Below are 15,458 nucleotides of genomic sequence, written 5' to 3'. Positions count from 1 at the left end.
CTACGCGAAAGCGCCCAGCCGCAGCAGCGGCACGACGCGCTCCTCCGGGGTAAACGAGCCGTGCTGCCCGATCATCCGCTGCGGCGCCTTGTCGGCGAGCCGATCGTCGTAGTACACGACGCCTGAGCGGGCGGCGATCACGACGTCGCCGATCCGCTCGAGCACCTCGGGACTCACCGGCCCCATCACACCCGACGCGATCAGCTCGTCGCGTGAGAGCACCCACGAACGCGCCGCCTCGGCCGCCCTCCAGGCATTGAGCACGTCGTCGGCACGACCGGGCTCGGCGTACAGATGCAGCATCCGCGGTTCGCCGCCGATGAGCCGCACCCCGTCGAGCAGTGCGTCGCCCTCCCGGAGGAGGATCTGGCGGTGTCGCGGAATGTCGACCATGCCGTGGTCGGCCGTCACCACGGCACCGGTGCGCGGGGCCAGCGCGCTCGCGAAGGCGCGGGCCGCAGCATCCACTTTCTCGAGCATCACCGTCCACTCGTCGGACTCCCACCCGCGTCGGTGGCCCACCCCGTCGAGCTCGGGGGCATACACGTAGACAAGGGATCCGGGATGCTGCGCCGCCAGCTGTGCGGCCGTCAGCACCCGCTCGGTGAGGTCGTCGACGCCGACGAACTCGGAGCCGGCCTGCGTCGCGGCCGTGAACCCGGTGCCGCGGTACTCGCTCTTGGTCACGACGAAGAACGGCCGGGCCAGCGACGCGGTCAGCGGCATCGCACGCTGCCATTCGAGCGGGAGTCCGTCGGTGTCCCACCCGCGCAGCTGGTTCAGGACGTCGTCGGTGCCGGGGATGCGCGCGCGGTAGCCGACGATGCCGTGCTCGCCCGGGAGCGTCCCGGTCAGCAGGCTGGTGAGCGCGGACGCCGTCGTGGACGGGAAGACCGTGCGCGCGACGTCGCGCTTCGTCCCCGCCTGGGAGAGGAAGCGGGCATGACCGGCGCGAGCCGCGAGGTTGTGGGCGCCCAGGCCGTCCAGGACGAAGACGACCGCACTCTCGGCGGGCGCGAACCAGTCGGAACGCCCGTCCAGCGCCGCGGACATCTGCGTTACGACACCGGTGAGGCTCCGGGCTCGCGGCGGGTCCGCGGGTAGGCTGATCGACATCGGGGTCAGTCTCGCACACCGGCGGACGACCCCCGCCGCTCCGCCGTCACCCGAGGCCACATCGTCATGCCTGCATCTCCCACCGACTCCGCTCCCATCGACCACGGCCGCATCGAGGACGTCGACGTCTCGACCGAGATGCAGGGCTCCTTCCTCGAGTACGCGTACTCGGTCATCTACTCCCGCGCCCTCCCCGACGCGCGCGACGGGCTCAAGCCCGTGCAGCGGCGCATCTTGTACCAAATGGCCGACATGGGGCTGCGCCCCGACCGCGGCCACGTCAAGAGCGCCCGCGTCGTAGGCGAGGTCATGGGAAAGCTGCACCCGCACGGCGACGCGCCGATCTACGACGCCCTCGTGCGGCTCGCGCAGCCGTTCTCACTGCGCGTGCCCCTCGTCGACGGCCATGGAAACTTCGGCTCGCTCGACGACGGTCCCGCAGCCCCGCGCTACACCGAGGCGCGCCTCGCTGCGCCCGCCCTGGCGCTCACCGAGAACCTCGACGAGGACGTCGTCGACTTCATCCCGAACTACGACGGCCAGTTCCAGCAGCCCGAGGTGCTCCCGGCCGCGTACCCGAACCTCCTGGTCAACGGCGCGACCGGCATCGCGGTCGGCATGGCCACGAACATGGCGCCGCACAACCTGATCGAGGTCGTCGGGGCGGCCGTCCACCTCCTCGACAACCCCGAGGCGACGGTCGAAGAGCTCATGGAGTTCGTCCCCGGACCCGACCTGCCCTCCGGCGGCATCATCGTGGGCCTCGACGGCATCAAGGACGCCTACGCAAAGGGTCGTGGGAGCTTCCGCACGCGCGCGAAGGTGTCGATCGAGTCGCTCGGCCCGCGCCGCACCGGCATCGTCGTGACCGAGCTGCCGTATCTCGTGGGTCCCGAGCGCATCATCGAGAAGATCAAGGACGCCGTCACCGCCAAGAAGCTCCAGGGCATCGCGGACGTGACCGATCTGACCGACCGTCACAACGGGCTGCGCCTCGTGATCGGCATCAAGACGGGGTTCGACCCGCAGGCCGTGCTCGAGCACCTCTACCGGCTGACGCCTCTCGAGGACTCCTTCAGCATCAACAACGTCGCGCTGGTCGACGGTCAGCCGCAGACCCTCGGGCTGCGCGACCTCCTGCGCGTCTACCTCGACCACCGCATGAGCGTGGTCACCCGGCGCAGCCGCTACCGCCTGGCGCGGCGCAAGGAGCGCCTGCACCTCGTCGAGGGCCTGCTGATCGCGATCCTGGACATCGACGAGGTCATCCAGGTCATCCGCACCTCCGACGACGGCGAGCAGGCGCGCACGCGCCTGATGGACGTGTTCGACCTCTCCGAGCCGCAGGCCGAGTACATCCTCGAGCTGCGGCTGCGCCGGCTGACCCGCTTCTCCCGCATCGAGCTCGAAGCCGAGCGAGACAAGCTCAAGACGGAAATCGCCGAGCTCGAGGAGCTCCTCGCGAGCGAGATCCTGCTGCGCGCGCAGGTGGCGCGGGAACTGGATGCCGCAGCCGAGACCTACGGCACGCCGCGCCGTACCCTCCTCCTCAACGGCGGCCCCGTGACGCCCCGCTCGCGAGCGGCAGCAGCCGCGGCCGACCTGCAGATCGCCGACGCACCCTGCCGCGTGTTCCTCTCCGCGACGGGCCGCATGGTGCGCGCCGAGGTCGCGAGCGACGCGCCCAACGGCGGGATCGTCCCCCCGTCACGCCGCGCCAAGCACGACGCCATCCGCTCGTGGGTGGACGCGACCACCCGTGGCGACGTCGGCGCCGTCACCAGCGCGGGCCGGCTCGTCCGGTTCTCGCCGGTCGACCTGCCCTCGGTGCCCGGCAACTCAGTGCAGCTGGCCGCGGGGACGCGCGCCGACCAGTACCTCGGACTCTCGACCGGCGAGCACGTCGTCGCGATCGTTCCGCTCGACGACGGGCCGCCCATCGCCCTCGGCACCCGCCACGGCATCGTGAAGCGCGTCGCGGCGACCGAGCTCGGGAACAAGCACGACATCGAGATCGTCGCGCTGCGCGACGGCGACCGGGTCGTCGGCGCCGCACCGGCGACCGACGGCGCCGAGCTCGTCTTCGTCGCCGACGACGCGCAGCTGCTGCGGTTCGACGCCTCGTCGGTGCGTCCGCAAGGGCGCGCGGCCGGCGGCATGGCGGGCATCCGGCTGAGCGACGGCGCCGAGGTCATCGCGTTCAGCGTCGTGGGTGCCTCGGCGTTCGATGCCGTCGTGGTCACCGTCGCCGGGTCGAGAGCGGCGCTGGCCGGCACGGACGCGGGCAGCGCCAAGGTCTCGGTCTTCAGCGAGTTCCCCGCGAAGGGGCGCGCGACCGGTGGAGTGCGCGCTCAGCGCCTGCTCAAGGGCGAGGACGCGCTCACGCTCGCGTGGGTCGGCTCCGAGCCGCGCGCGGTGGGGCCGGACGGCGCGACCCGCACACTGCCGGAGACGGGCGCGAAGCGGGATGCCTCGGGCACGCCGCTCGACGCCGTCATCGGCGCCGTCGGCACCGGCATCCGCTGATCTCGCCGACCTCCGCGGTCGGCGGCGTCAGCGGTTTCGGCTCGCTCCGCTCGCTCGACCTTGACCCGACTCGCATCAACGCTCGCTGCGCTCGCATTGATCCGAGTCGCGTCAAGCGTCGATGCGCTCCCGTGCGAGGCGGTCGCTCGAGTCGATGATGAACTCCTTGCGGGGTGCCACATCGTTGCCCATGAGGAGTTCGAAGACGGATGCCGCGACCTCGGCATCCTCCATGCGCACGCGCCGCAGGGTTCGGCCGGCTCGATCCATGGTGGTCGTCGCGAGCTGGTCGGCATCCATCTCGCCGAGACCCTTGTAGCGCTGCACGGGCTCCTGCCAGCGCTTGCCCGCCTTGGTCAGCTTGGTCAGCAGGGCGTGCAGCTCCTGCTCGGAGTACGTGTAGATCGTGTCGTTCGGCTTCGTGCCGGGGTTCATCACGACGACGCGGTGCAGCGGAGGGACCGCGGCGTAGACGCGTCCGTCGTCGATCAGTGGACGCATGTAGCGGAAGAACAGCGTGAGCAGCAGGGTGCGGATATGCGCGCCGTCGACATCGGCGTCGCTCATCAGGATGATCTTGCCGTAGCGAGCGGTATCGAGGTCGAACGAGCGGCCCGAGCCCGCGCCGATCACCTGGATGATCGCCGCGCACTCGGCGTTGGACAGCATGTCGCTGATCGACGCCTTCTGCACGTTGAGGATCTTGCCCCGGATCGGGAGCAGCGCCTGGTACTCGCTGTTGCGCGCGAGCTTGGCCGTGCCGAGGGCCGAGTCGCCCTCGACGATGAACAGCTCCGACGCCGCCACGTCGTTCGTGCGGCAGTCGGCGAGCTTCGCCGGCAGCGAGGAGGACTCGAGCGCGTTCTTTCGCCGCTGGGTCTCTTTGTGTGCGCGCGCCGACACGCGGGCCTTCATCTCGGCCACGACCTTATCGAGCAGCAGGGAGGTCTGCGCCTTGTCGTCGCGCTTGGACGACGCGAAGCGCGCGGTGAGCTCGCGCGAGACGACGTTCGCCACGATCTGACGCACCGCCGGCGTGCCGAGGATCTCCTTCGTCTGGCCCTCGAACTGCGGCTCGGGGATGCGCACCGTGAGGACTGCAGACAGCCCGGCGAGGATGTCGTCCTTCTCGAGCTTGTCGTTGGCGCCGAACTTCAGGCGACGGGCGTTCTGCTCGACCTGGGTGCGCAGCACCTTCATCAGGCCCTGCTCGAACCCCTGCTGGTGGGTTCCGCCCTTCGGGGTGGCGATGATGTTGACGAAGGACCGCGAGGTCGTCTCGTAGCCGGTGCCCCAGCGCACCGCGATGTCGACCTCGCACTCGCGCTGCACCTCGGTGGGCACCATCGCGCCCGTCTGCTGCAGCACGGGCACGGTCTCGGTGAACGTGCCGGTGCCGGTCAGCCGCCACGTGTCGGTGATCGGGGCGTCGGGTGCGAGGAAGTCCGCGAACTCGGAGATGCCGCCGTCGAAGCGATAGCTGGTCTCGATCGCCTCGTCGGCGCGCTCGTCGCGGATGACGATCTCGAGCCCGGGCACCAGGAACGCCGTCTGGCGCGCCCGCTGCTCGAGCTCGGTCAGGTTGAACGCGGCGTCCTTGGTGAAGATCTGCTGGTCGGCCCAGTAGCGGATGCGGGTGCCCGTGACGCCCTTCGGAGCCCGGCCGACGACGCGCAGCTCGGAGCTCTTCTCGAAGGGCGTGAAGGCCGACGACGGCGAGCCGTTGGCGAAGACTCCCGGCTCGCCGCGATGGAACGACATCGCCCAGGTCTTGCCGCCGCGGTCGACCTCGACGTCGAGCCGCTCGGACAGCGCGTTGACGACGGAGGCTCCGACACCGTGCAGACCACCGGATGCGGCGTACGACCCGCCGCCGAACTTGCCGCCGGCGTGAAGCTTGGTGAAGACGACCTCGACGCCGGAGAGGCCCGTGCGCGGCTCGATGTCGACCGGGATGCCGCGCGCACGGTCGCGCACTTCGACACTTCCGTCGGCGTGGAGGATGATCTCGATGCGCGAGCCGTGGCCGCCCAGCGCCTCGTCGACCGAGTTGTCGATGATTTCCCAGAGGCAGTGCATGAGGCCGCGCGAGTCGGTCGAGCCGATGTACATGCCCGGGCGCTTGCGGACCGCTTCGAGTCCTTCGAGCACCTGCAGATGATGGGCGGAATACTCAGCGGTCACAATCTCCAAGGGTATCCGCGGCCGCTGACGCCGGTCGCTCGACACGCTCCCGGCCGGCTGCCCGTACGCGCTCAGCGAAATGTGACCCCTTCGCGGCATCATCCGAACAAAGGCGTGGTTGTATTTCATGACCCGCACCGGAGTTCTATCACTACGAGGAGGCAATGAGATGACTACTTCCACCCCCACCGAGATGGGCGCCGTCCTCGAGTACCGCCTCACGGCGGCCGATCGCTGCGACTCCTGCGGCGCGCAGGCCTACATCGCCGCCGAGGTGAACGGCAGCGAGCTGCTGTTCTGCGCCCACCACGGCCGCAAGTACGAGGAGAAGCTCCGCTCCGTCGCCACCTCGTGGCACGACGAGACGGCGCGCCTGGCCGAGAGCAACTGACGCTCGGGCCTCACTCCCCCGTGTAGACCCTCGGCACGAGGGGCGACACGCGCACGGCGATCTCTTCGCCGATCGTCCCGATCGCCTCCGCGAGGTCGGTCGCCGAAGACTCGCCGCTGTCGCCGGGACCGTAGACGCGGACGAGGTCGCCGGGCGAGGCATCCGGCCATCCCTCCACTCGGAAGCCGGCGCCCGCCGCGAGCAGCATGCGCGGCCCATGCGGCGTGCCGACGGTGACCCGACCGCCGAGCGTCGACGGAACGCCGTCGAGGGCGCTCACGTCGATCGACACCCCGTCCGGTCGAACGTCGGTCACCCGGGCTTCGAGCGTGGCTATCGGTCGGACGCCGAGCTCGTCCTCACCGGGGCCGCCGGCCGACCGGATCCCGTAGCAGAACGCCCCCACCCGTACGAGGTCGTAGCGGAACTCCGGCCGAGCGAACGACGCGGCGCTGGCCGACAGATGCTGCAGCGACGGTGCGAGTCCCGCGTCGCGGGCGACCGTGACAGCCGCGTCGAACAGCGCGCGCGCGGCGTCGTCGTCGTCGTCGGATGCCTCGGCGATGTGGCTCCAGATGCCGACGACGTCGAGGCATCCCTCCCCCACGAGTTCGGCCGCGCGTGCGGTGAAGGCCGCCCAGTCCTCGGGCCGCACGCCGTTGCGGTGCAGTCCGGTATCGACCTTCAGGTGCACGCGCGCCGTCGCGTGAGCCGTCCGGGCCGCGGCCGCGACGTCTTCGAGCAGCTGGGCGTCGCCCACTCCGAGGTCGAGTCGCGCGGCCACCGCTGCAGCCGCCTCGTCGCGCGAGGCGGCGATCCACGAGAAGATGCGGACCTCATCGCCCAGCAGCTCTCGCACACGGCAGCCGGTGGCGACGTCGAACGCGCCGATCCAGCGCACGCCCTCCCGGCGGGCGCGCCGCACGACTGCGTCGAGACCGTGCCCGTACGCGTCGTCCTTCACGACGAGCATGAGCTCGGCCGGGCCGACCGCCTCCCGCACGCGCGCGATGTTCGCAGCGAGCCGGTCGAGGTCGACGCGCAGGACGCCGCTCATGCGACGTGCTCCCGCGTCGCACGGAGACCGACCGCGGTGACGAGCTCATCCGCCCGCAGGCCGGTCAGGGCGACCCACTCGGCGATCGAGGGCTCGCCGGCGCCGGGGTCGCCGAAGAAGACGGCCTCGTCGCCGCGGCGAACCGGAGCATCGCCGACATCCACCACGCACACGTCCATCGCGACGCGTCCGACCACGGGGTGCGACCGGCCGCCGATCGTGACCCGCGCCCGGCTGCCCAGTTCGCGCACCACGCCCTGCGCATAGCCGCCCGTCACCAGCGCCACGCGCGTGTCGGCGACCGCGCGGAAGACGTAGCCGTAGGACACCCCCTCACCGGCTCGCAGCGGCTTGACCCCGAGGACGGTGCCGCTCAGGCGCATCGCGGGCACGGCCCCGGGCGCTCCGTTCGGAAGCCCGTACAGCGTCGCGGTGTCGAGGCCGCCGCCGGCGCCGGCGGTCGCGCTCGCCGCTCCCGCGACGCCAGGGACGGGAGCAGCAGGCGCGTCGTCGACGACCAGTCGATCGACGCCGACAGCGAGCAGCTCGGCCGCGACGGCCGATGCGCCGTGGCCCCAGGCATCCGCCCGCAGATCCGCGACAGCGGAGGTGCGCTCCGCCGCCCGAGCGAGGGCCAGCGAGGCGTTGTGCGCGATGGCGGATGCCGAGACCCGGGCGACCGGGGCGCTGGACGGCTGATGGATCCACGCAGCGGCGCCATGCCCAGGGTTCGCCGAACTCACGCCTCTAGACTATCCGGGACCCCCCGCACCCCACCCCGGAGTACGCATGCCTTCTCAGGGCCTCGGCCTCGCGCCCCGCCTTCGCTATCTCGCCGCCCGCGCCCGCCGCATCGACGTCGGATCCGTGGTCGACCGCGCGAAGGAGACGGCGCAGCAGCACGGCAAGTGGACACCGGCCGTGCTCGTCGACATGCTCTGGTCGGCAGGATTCCGCCAGGTCGGATTCCAGGACTACGTCGACTACGACTTCGCGATCCTCACCCGCGCCGAGCGCGCCACGTACATGACGCACCCCGTGTCGAACGAGCTGTCGCAGAAGTACGACCACCCCGACTACCGCCACATGTTCCATGACAAGGTCGAGTTCGACCGTGTCTTCAGCGAGCACCTCCACCGCGACTGGATGGTCGTCGAGGAGGGCAACGCCGACGCCGTCCGCGCGTTCACCGAGCGCCACGGAACCATCGTCACGAAGGAGCCGGTCGGCCAGGCCGGGACGGGTGTCCACCGCTACCGCGCCGACGAGGTGAATGACTGGGATGCTTTCCACCGCGGTCTGCTCGAACGCGGTGAGGTCCTCCTGGAGGAGGTCATCCGCCAGCATCCCGATCTCGCAGCGGTCTGCCCCGGAACGGTCAACACGACGCGCGTCACCGCGTTCTTCGACGGCGAGACGACGCACATCCTCGCGATGGCGCAGAAGTTCGGGCGCGGCGCGGTGAGCGACCAGATGACGTTCGGCGGGTTCTACACGATGCTCGATGAGAACGGCCACGCGGTCGGACCCGGCTACGACTCGCACGCCCACGTGCACGAGCGGCACCCCGACAGCGGATTCGTCATCGCAGACTTCCAGCTGCCGATGATCGACGAGGTCAAGGCGTTCGTCGACCGCGTCGCCCGCGTCGTGCCGCAGGTGCAGTACGTCGGCTGGGACATCGTCGTGACGCCGGACGGTCCCGTCCTCGTGGAGGGCAACTGGGGCGCCGGTGTGTACGAGAACAAGCCCAGCGTGACCGGCATCCGCACCGGCCACAAGCCCCGCTATCGCGCCGCGATCGGGTTCTGAGTCGACTGAGCACCACGCGTGCGCAGAAGGCGCGGAACCCCGAGGGGTGCCGCGCCTTCTGCGTGGATCGGCCGGCTCAGACCGCGCGGATGATGCCGAGCGGCGTGGACTGGTGTCCTTGGCCGAGCGGGTTGTCCTGCAGGATCGCGATGAGCCGCTTCTCCTGCGCCTTGTCGACGGTCGAGCCGAGGATGTTGCCGCCGAGGTCGTTGATGTCGACGACCGCCACCTCGGGGACGCCGCCGAGCAGCGACTTCAGGTGGGCGGCGACCTCGCGCGGACGCTCGGGCCCGAGCACGACGGCCTTGTTGTACGGGGGGATCGTGCCGCTCGTGGGCCCGTCGATCGCCCGTGCCTTGTCGCCCGCGATGCGGTAGAAGTCGCCCTTGCGCCCGAACAGCTTGGTCACCGCCGAGACGGTGGCGGCGAAGAGGATCCGCAGCGTGCCGCACTCGCGGAGGGCCATCTCCATCGTCTCGGGCATGCCCAGGCCGATGCCGTAGGGCGTCCGGGTGACGTACTTCGAGAGGAAGTGGGCCAGCTTGCGGGGCTTGATGTCCTCGACGAGGTACGACCGGCCCTGCGTGATCGCGACGATCTTCTCGGTCACGAACAGCAGGTCGCCGTCACGGACGAGACCATCGGCGTACTCGCGCACGAATCCGTCGAGGTCGTCGCCCGGCATCACGACCCGCGTGCGGATCGGGATGCGGGCATACGACGAGCCCTCGACGGAGACGGTGAGCGCCTTGCCGTCGTTCGCCTCGCTCACTCGAGGTAGTCCCGCAGCGACTGCGAACGGCTCGGGTGACGGAGCTTCGCCATCGTCTTGGATTCGATCTGACGAATCCGCTCACGCGTCACGCCGAACGTGTCGCCGATCTGGTCGAGCGTCTTGGGCTGCCCGTCGCCGAGGCCGAAGCGCATGCGGATCACACCCGCCTCGCGCTCGGAGAGCGAGTCGAGAAGCGACTCGAGCTGCCGCTGCAGCATCGTGAAGCCCACTGCGTCGGCCGGCACGACCGCCTCGGTGTCCTCGATCAGGTCGCCGAACTCGCTGTCGCCGTCCTCGCCGAGCGGAGTGTGCAGCGAGATCGGCTCGCGGCCGTACTTCTGCACTTCGATGACCTTCTCAGGGGTCATGTCGAGTTCGCGGCTCAGCTCTTCCGGCGTGGGCTCACGACCGAGATCCTGCAGCATCTGGCGCTGGACGCGCGCGAGCTTGTTGATGACCTCGACCATGTGGACGGGGATGCGGATCGTGCGCGCCTGGTCGGCCATCGCACGAGTGATCGCCTGGCGGATCCACCACGTCGCGTAGGTCGAGAACTTGAAGCCCTTGGTGTAGTCGAACTTCTCGACGGCGCGGATGAGACCGAGGTCGCCCTCCTGGATCAGGTCCAGGAACTGCATGCCGCGGCCGGTGTAGCGCTTGGCCAGGGAGACGACCAGACGGAGGTTGGCGCCGAGGAGGTGCGACTTCGCACGCTGACCATCACGGGCCACCCACTGCAGGTCGAGACCGAGCTGCGAGGACTTCTCCGCCGGCGACATGTGCGACAGCTTCTCCTCGGCGAACAGGCCCGCCTCGATGCGCATCGCCAGCTCGACCTCTTCGGCAGCGTTGAGGAGCGGCACCTTGCCGATCTGCTTGAGGTAGTCCTTGACGGGGTCAGCCGTCGCGCCGGTGATCTGGGTCGAGTAGACGGGGACGTCGTCCTCGTCGCTCGAGGTGATGACGATCGCACCGGTCGGGAGGGGCTCGGTGAACGCCGGCTTGGTGCTCTCCTCGTCCTCCTCCTCTTCCTCGGTCGCAGCAGCCGTCTCGGGCTCGTCCGCGGCAGCCTTCGCGCCGCGGCGCGCCGCTGCAGGAGCCGGCGTCTCGGCGTCGACCGCCTCGTCCAGTTCGACGTCGGCCACGATCTCGACGTCGTCCAGCTCTTCGACGTCGTCTGCGAGGTCCTCGTCGGACGCGGCACCCTTCTTGGCAGCCTTCTTGGGCGCAGCCTTGGTGCTCTTCGGCGCGGCCTTGGCGCTCTTGGGCGCCGCCTTGGTCGCCGTCTTCGGCTTGGCAGCGGGCTTCTTCGACGCGGCCTTCGCGGGCGCCTTCGTCGCGGCCGCCGCCGCCGTGGTCTCGTCCGTCTCGGTGTCCTTCGCGGCCGAGCGGGCCTTGGTGTTCGTGCCTGAGGTCACGTTTCGCCTTTCACCGGGAATGTGTGCCGACGCCCCCGGTAGATTTCGGACACTAGTAAGACCCTTGTCAAGTCCTCGCTCCGCCGAGAACACCTCGGGGAACCAGTTGACAACGGGTCAGAGCATCCAGTATCGCACACTTGGGATGAGCCGCCAGCATTCGTGCCGACGCGTCGGATCGCTCTCCGTTACAACAACCGGGAGCGCGCCGACATTCCGCTTCAGACGCCGCGCTTGTCCTCATCCCCGGTGGGACGGCTGGCCAGGAATCGCTCGAGTTCGGCGGCGAGCTCATCGGCGCTGGGCAGGTCTCCGGTGTGGATCATCGGCGTGGCGAGCGTCGATCCGGCCATGTAGGCGTCGTACCGCTCCTCCAGGCCCTTGACCATCCGGGAGAGCTCGTCGCTGCCGGAGACCTGATCTTCGACCTTCGCCAGATAGTCGCGGTTCTCGTCGCGCAGCTCCTCGCCGGTGAAGACGAGGCCGGTGGCGACGGTCAAGCTGTCGAGCGCGGCCAGCGCCGCGGCCGGGTACTCGGTGTCGCCGAGGTAATGAGGGATGAGCAGCACGAACCCGGCGACCCGCACGCCGGCTTCGGCCAGGCGGTACTCCAGGAGGTGGCCGGCCGTCGCGGGCACCTGCGTGTGCGGCTGCCACACCGAGTGCGCCTCGGTGAGCTCGCCGCGGGTGCCGCTCACGGTCGTGCCGATCGGCCGGGTGTGCGGCACGGGCATGGGGATAGCGTGCACCCACGTGACCGTGGACACCGCGTAATCGTCGACGAAGGCGAGCACCGCCGCCGCGAAGGCATCCCATCCGAAGTCGGGCTCGTAGCCGGCGAGCAGCAGGAACGGCTGGCCGAGGGCGTCGTGCGCGAACGAGAGCTCCAGCCGCGGAGGCCGGTAGTCGGTGAGGTGGTCCTGATCGAAGGAGATGACCGGGCGCCGGGCCCGGTAGTCCAGCAGGACGTCGTTCGAGAAGACGGCGAGCGGCGCGGGGACCAGATCGTCGCGGAAATAGTCGACGACGCGGCTGACCGCGCTCCCCGCGTCGGTGAATCCGGTCAACGCGATCACGAGGGGCAGGCCGCGCGGCACGGGCGGCGCGGAAGCCGAACGATCGAACAGCGGACCGGACAGGGGCATGCCTCCATGCTACGAGGCGCCGTCGACGCCCGGGGTCGGGCGCTCACCCGCTCAGAGCGAACAACGCACCGGGGTTCAATGGTTCGACGTGACGGCCGTATCGAAAACCGCCGGGTTGAGTAGCGCGACGTAGGAGCACGTATCGAAACCTAGGATGGAGACCATGTCGTTTCCCGACCTCGCGTACAGCGAAGCCCCCCTCCGAGAGTCCGACGCAGACGTCCTCCTTCTCGCCCTTCCCCCACTCGACACCGAAGACTCCCCCGATCTCGGCGACTGGCCCGGCCTGCGCGACGCGCTGGCCGCGACCGGCTTCACCGGCTCGGCGGGCTCGTTCCAGCGTGTCTACGCACCCGACTCGACCGCGAAGCCGCTGGCCGTGGTGGGCACGGGCGCGAATCCGGATGCCGCGGCCCTCCGCGATGCGGTCGGCGCCGCCATCCGCACCCTGACCGGATTCGCCACGGTCGCCGTCGCGGCACCGTTCGCCGACGAGGCGCTCTGGACGGCCTCGGCCGAAGGAGCCGTCCTGGGCGGCTACCGCTTCGACGGGTACAAGTCGGAGGCCCCGAAGGCGCGGGCGTCGCGCGTGGTCGTCCACGGTTCCAGCGCGGCCGACGACGAGAGGCTCGCGGCGATCAGTGCGACGGCCGACGCCGTCGCGCTCGTCAAGGACCTCGTCTCGATCCCCGCCGAGTGGCTGGGCCCGGCCGACTTCGCCGAGCGCGCGATCGAGGCCGTCGACGGACTCGACGTCACGGTCGAGGTGCTCGACGAGGACGCCCTGCGCGAGGGCGGCTACGGCGGCATCCTGGGCGTCGGGCAGGGCTCAGATCGGCCGCCACGTCTCATCCGTCTCGAATACGCACCCGAGGGTGCGACCCGCCATGTCGCCTTGGTGGGCAAGGGCATCACGTTCGACACGGGCGGCCTCTCCCTCAAGCCGGCCGCCTCGATGGTCGGGATGAAGTACGACATGTGCGGCGCCGCGACGGCGCTCGCCGTGCTCCGCGCCGTCGCGACGATCGGCGCTCCGGTGAAGGCCACCGCCTGGCTGTGCGTCGCCGACAACATGCCGTCCGGCCGCGCGACCCGCCCGGGTGACGTGCTGCGCATGCTCGACGGCACGACGGTCGAGGTGCTGAACACCGACGCCGAAGGGCGCCTCGTCCTCGCGGACGGACTGGTCGCGGCCAGTCGCGAGCATCCCGATGTCATCGTCGACGTCGCCACCCTCACCGGCGCGATCACCATCGCCCTCGGCACGCGCCACGTCGGAGTCATGGGAGACGACGAGGCCGTTGCCGCCTATCTCGCCGCGGCCGCCGCCGAGTCCGAGCCGGCGTGGCAGCTGCCCCTGCCCGCGTACATGGTGGACGAGCTGGACTCCCCCATCGCCGACCTCCAGAACGCCAAGATCGGCGATCCCGCCGGCGGTTCGCTGTTCGCCGGGCTCTTCCTGCGCCACTTCGTCGGCCGCACCGGTGAGGAGGCCGACGCGCCGCGCATCCCGTGGGTGCACCTCGACATCGCCGGCGTCGGCATGAACAAGGGCGGCGGCTACGGCTACACCGACAAGGGGCCGACGGCAGCCACCGTCCGCAGCCTGATCCGCTTCGTCACGACAGAGGAGTCCTGATGACCGAGCACACCTTCGACCTCGTCGTCCTCGGTGGCGGCAGCGGCGGCTACGCAGCCGCCCTTCGCGCCGCCGAGCTCGGCAAGTCCGTCGCCCTCGTCGAGAAGGACAAGGTGGGCGGCACATGTCTGCACCGGGGCTGCATCCCCACGAAGGCGCTGCTCCACGCGGCGGAAGTGGCGGACACAGCACGGGATGCCTCGGCCATCGGCATCCGCGCCACCTTCGACGGGGTCGACCCGGCCGGGGTCCGCGCCTACCGCGAGGGCATCGTCGCGAAGAAGTACAAGGGACTCGAGGGGCTCGTGAAGGCCCGCGGCATCACCGTCGTCCCGGGCGAGGGCCGCCTTGAGGCGGGTCCTGCCGTCCGTGTGGGCGACGACCTGTACCGCGGCACGGACGTCGTGCTGGCGACGGGCTCGTACAGCCGCAGCCTGCCCGGTCTCGAGATCGGCGGCCGGGTGCTCACCAGCGAGCACGCGCTCGAGCTCGACGAGATCCCGGCGCGCGTCGTCATCCTCGGCGGCGGCGTGATCGGCGTCGAGTTCGCGAGCGTCTGGCGCTCCTTCGGTGTGGACGTGACGATCGTCGAGGCGCTCGACCACCTCGTGCCGAATGAGGACGTCGCACTCAGCAAGGCCCTCGAGCGCGCCTTCCGGCGCCGCGGGATCGCCTCGTCGCTCGGCGTGCGCTTCCAGGGAGTCACGCAGAAGGCCGACGGCGTCACCGTGACGCTCGAGGACGGCAAGGCGTTCGAGGCCGAGTACCTCCTGGTCGCGGTTGGGCGCGGTCCGGCCACTTCCGGACTCGGATACGAAGAGGCCGGCATCACCCTGGACCGCGGCTTCGTCGTCACCGACGAGCGGCTCCGCACCGGCGTCTCCCACGTGTGGGCCGTCGGCGACATCGTTCCCGGCCTGCAGCTCGCCCATCGCGGCTTCCAGCAGGGCATCTTCGTGGCCGAGGAGATCGCGGGGCTGTCCCCCGTCGTGATCCCCGACACGCAGATCCCCAAGGTCACCTACAGCCACCCCGAGGTCGCGTCGGTCGGACTGACGGAGGCGCAGGCCGTCGACGCCCACGGCGCAGACGGCGTCGTCGCTTACGAGTACAACCTCGCCGGCAACGGCAAGAGCGAGATCCTCGGCACCGGGGGCATCGTCAAGGTCGTCCGTGTCAAGGACGGTCCCGTGATCGGCGTGCACCTCGCCGGTGACCGCGTGGGCGAACTCATCACCGAGGGGCAGCTCGCCGTCGGCTGGGAGGCGCACCCCGAGGACATCGCTCCGTTCGTGCACGCGCATCCCACTCAGAGCGAAGCGCTCGGCGAGGCGTTCCTCGCTCTCGCGGGCAAACCGCTGCACGCGCTCTGACGCTGGGGCCCCGGCGCATCAC

General features: G+C 70.3%; 12 protein-coding genes. 5 read left to right on the top strand and 7 right to left on the bottom strand.

Going from position 1 to position 15,458, the window contains the following annotated elements; translation table 11 throughout:
• Positions 1-1,116, bottom strand: a complete 1,116-nt coding sequence (locus JX005_RS08195; protein WP_214466993.1) for an alkaline phosphatase family protein — start codon at positions 1,114-1,116, stop codon at positions 1-3.
• Positions 1,117-1,182: 66 nt separating this feature from the next.
• On the opposite strand from JX005_RS08195, the gene JX005_RS08190 reads away from it, so the two are divergent.
• Complete coding sequence (locus JX005_RS08190; RefSeq protein ID WP_214466991.1) at positions 1,183-3,642, top strand: DNA gyrase/topoisomerase IV subunit A; 2,460 nt, start codon at positions 1,183-1,185, stop codon at positions 3,640-3,642.
• 111 nt (positions 3,643-3,753) lie between these two features.
• On the opposite strand, the gene JX005_RS08185 is transcribed toward JX005_RS08190, so the two are convergent.
• Positions 3,754-5,826: a DNA gyrase/topoisomerase IV subunit B gene (locus JX005_RS08185; protein ID WP_372447328.1), complete on the bottom strand. Its 2,073-nt coding sequence runs from the start codon at positions 5,824-5,826 to the stop codon at positions 3,754-3,756.
• Positions 5,827-5,995: 169 nt separating this feature from the next.
• On the opposite strand from JX005_RS08185, the gene JX005_RS08180 reads away from it, so the two are divergent.
• Positions 5,996-6,217 carry a DUF7455 domain-containing protein gene (locus tag JX005_RS08180; RefSeq protein WP_214466989.1) on the top strand — a complete coding sequence of 74 codons (222 nt, stop codon included), beginning with the start codon at positions 5,996-5,998 and terminating at the stop codon, positions 6,215-6,217.
• A 10-nt stretch (positions 6,218-6,227) separates the two neighbouring features.
• Here the strand turns inward: JX005_RS08180 and JX005_RS08175 are convergent, their stop codons facing one another.
• Both JX005_RS08175 and JX005_RS08170 read right to left on the bottom strand, forming a co-directional pair.
• On the bottom strand, positions 6,228-7,274 hold the full coding sequence (locus JX005_RS08175) for an alanine racemase (protein WP_214466987.1): 1,047 nt from the start codon (positions 7,272-7,274) through the stop codon (positions 6,228-6,230).
• Positions 7,271-8,017, bottom strand: a complete 747-nt coding sequence (locus JX005_RS08170) for an alanine racemase C-terminal domain-containing protein (RefSeq protein ID WP_307858531.1) — start codon at positions 8,015-8,017, stop codon at positions 7,271-7,273. Before JX005_RS08170 ends, JX005_RS08175 begins: the two co-directional genes overlap by 4 nt.
• 46 nt (positions 8,018-8,063) lie before the next feature.
• Here JX005_RS08170 and JX005_RS08165 point away from each other — a divergent pair, with 46 nt between their 5' ends.
• A complete protein-coding gene (locus JX005_RS08165) occupies positions 8,064-9,086 on the top strand; it encodes a sugar-transfer associated ATP-grasp domain-containing protein (RefSeq protein ID WP_214466986.1) in 1,023 nt (340 codons plus the stop codon).
• 76 nt (positions 9,087-9,162) lie between these two features.
• On the opposite strand, the gene JX005_RS08160 is transcribed toward JX005_RS08165, so the two are convergent.
• The 3 genes from JX005_RS08160 to JX005_RS08150 all read right to left on the bottom strand — a co-directional run bounded on the left by JX005_RS08160 (position 9,163) and on the right by JX005_RS08150 (position 12,424).
• Positions 9,163-9,858 carry a coenzyme F420-0:L-glutamate ligase gene (locus JX005_RS08160; protein ID WP_214466984.1) on the bottom strand — a complete coding sequence of 232 codons (696 nt, stop codon included), beginning with the start codon at positions 9,856-9,858 and terminating at the stop codon, positions 9,163-9,165.
• On the bottom strand, positions 9,855-11,279 hold the full coding sequence (locus JX005_RS08155; RefSeq protein WP_214466982.1) for an RNA polymerase sigma factor: 1,425 nt from the start codon (positions 11,277-11,279) through the stop codon (positions 9,855-9,857). Before JX005_RS08155 ends, JX005_RS08160 begins: the two co-directional genes overlap by 4 nt.
• Before the next feature lie 221 nt (positions 11,280-11,500).
• Positions 11,501-12,424 carry a PAC2 family protein gene (locus JX005_RS08150; protein WP_214466980.1) on the bottom strand — a complete coding sequence of 308 codons (924 nt, stop codon included), beginning with the start codon at positions 12,422-12,424 and terminating at the stop codon, positions 11,501-11,503.
• Positions 12,425-12,587: 163 nt separating this feature from the next.
• On the opposite strand from JX005_RS08150, the gene JX005_RS08145 reads away from it, so the two are divergent.
• Both JX005_RS08145 and lpdA read left to right on the top strand, forming a co-directional pair.
• Positions 12,588-14,063 carry a leucyl aminopeptidase gene (locus JX005_RS08145; RefSeq protein WP_214466979.1) on the top strand — a complete coding sequence of 492 codons (1,476 nt, stop codon included), beginning with the start codon at positions 12,588-12,590 and terminating at the stop codon, positions 14,061-14,063.
• The gene (lpdA, locus tag JX005_RS08140; RefSeq protein ID WP_214466972.1) at positions 14,063-15,436 is read left to right on the top strand and encodes a dihydrolipoyl dehydrogenase; all 1,374 of its coding nucleotides are present in this window, start codon (positions 14,063-14,065) and stop codon (positions 15,434-15,436) included. Before JX005_RS08145 ends, lpdA begins: the two co-directional genes overlap by 1 nt.
• Positions 15,437-15,458: the final 22 nt, after the last annotated feature.

The sequence above is a fragment of the Microbacterium flavescens genome, from assembly GCF_018588945.1.
Taxonomy (GTDB): Bacteria; Actinomycetota; Actinomycetes; order Actinomycetales; family Microbacteriaceae; genus Microbacterium; species Microbacterium flavescens.
The sequence above is the reverse complement of the archived record's forward strand: the minus strand, read 5'-3'. Positions and strand labels throughout refer to the sequence as shown.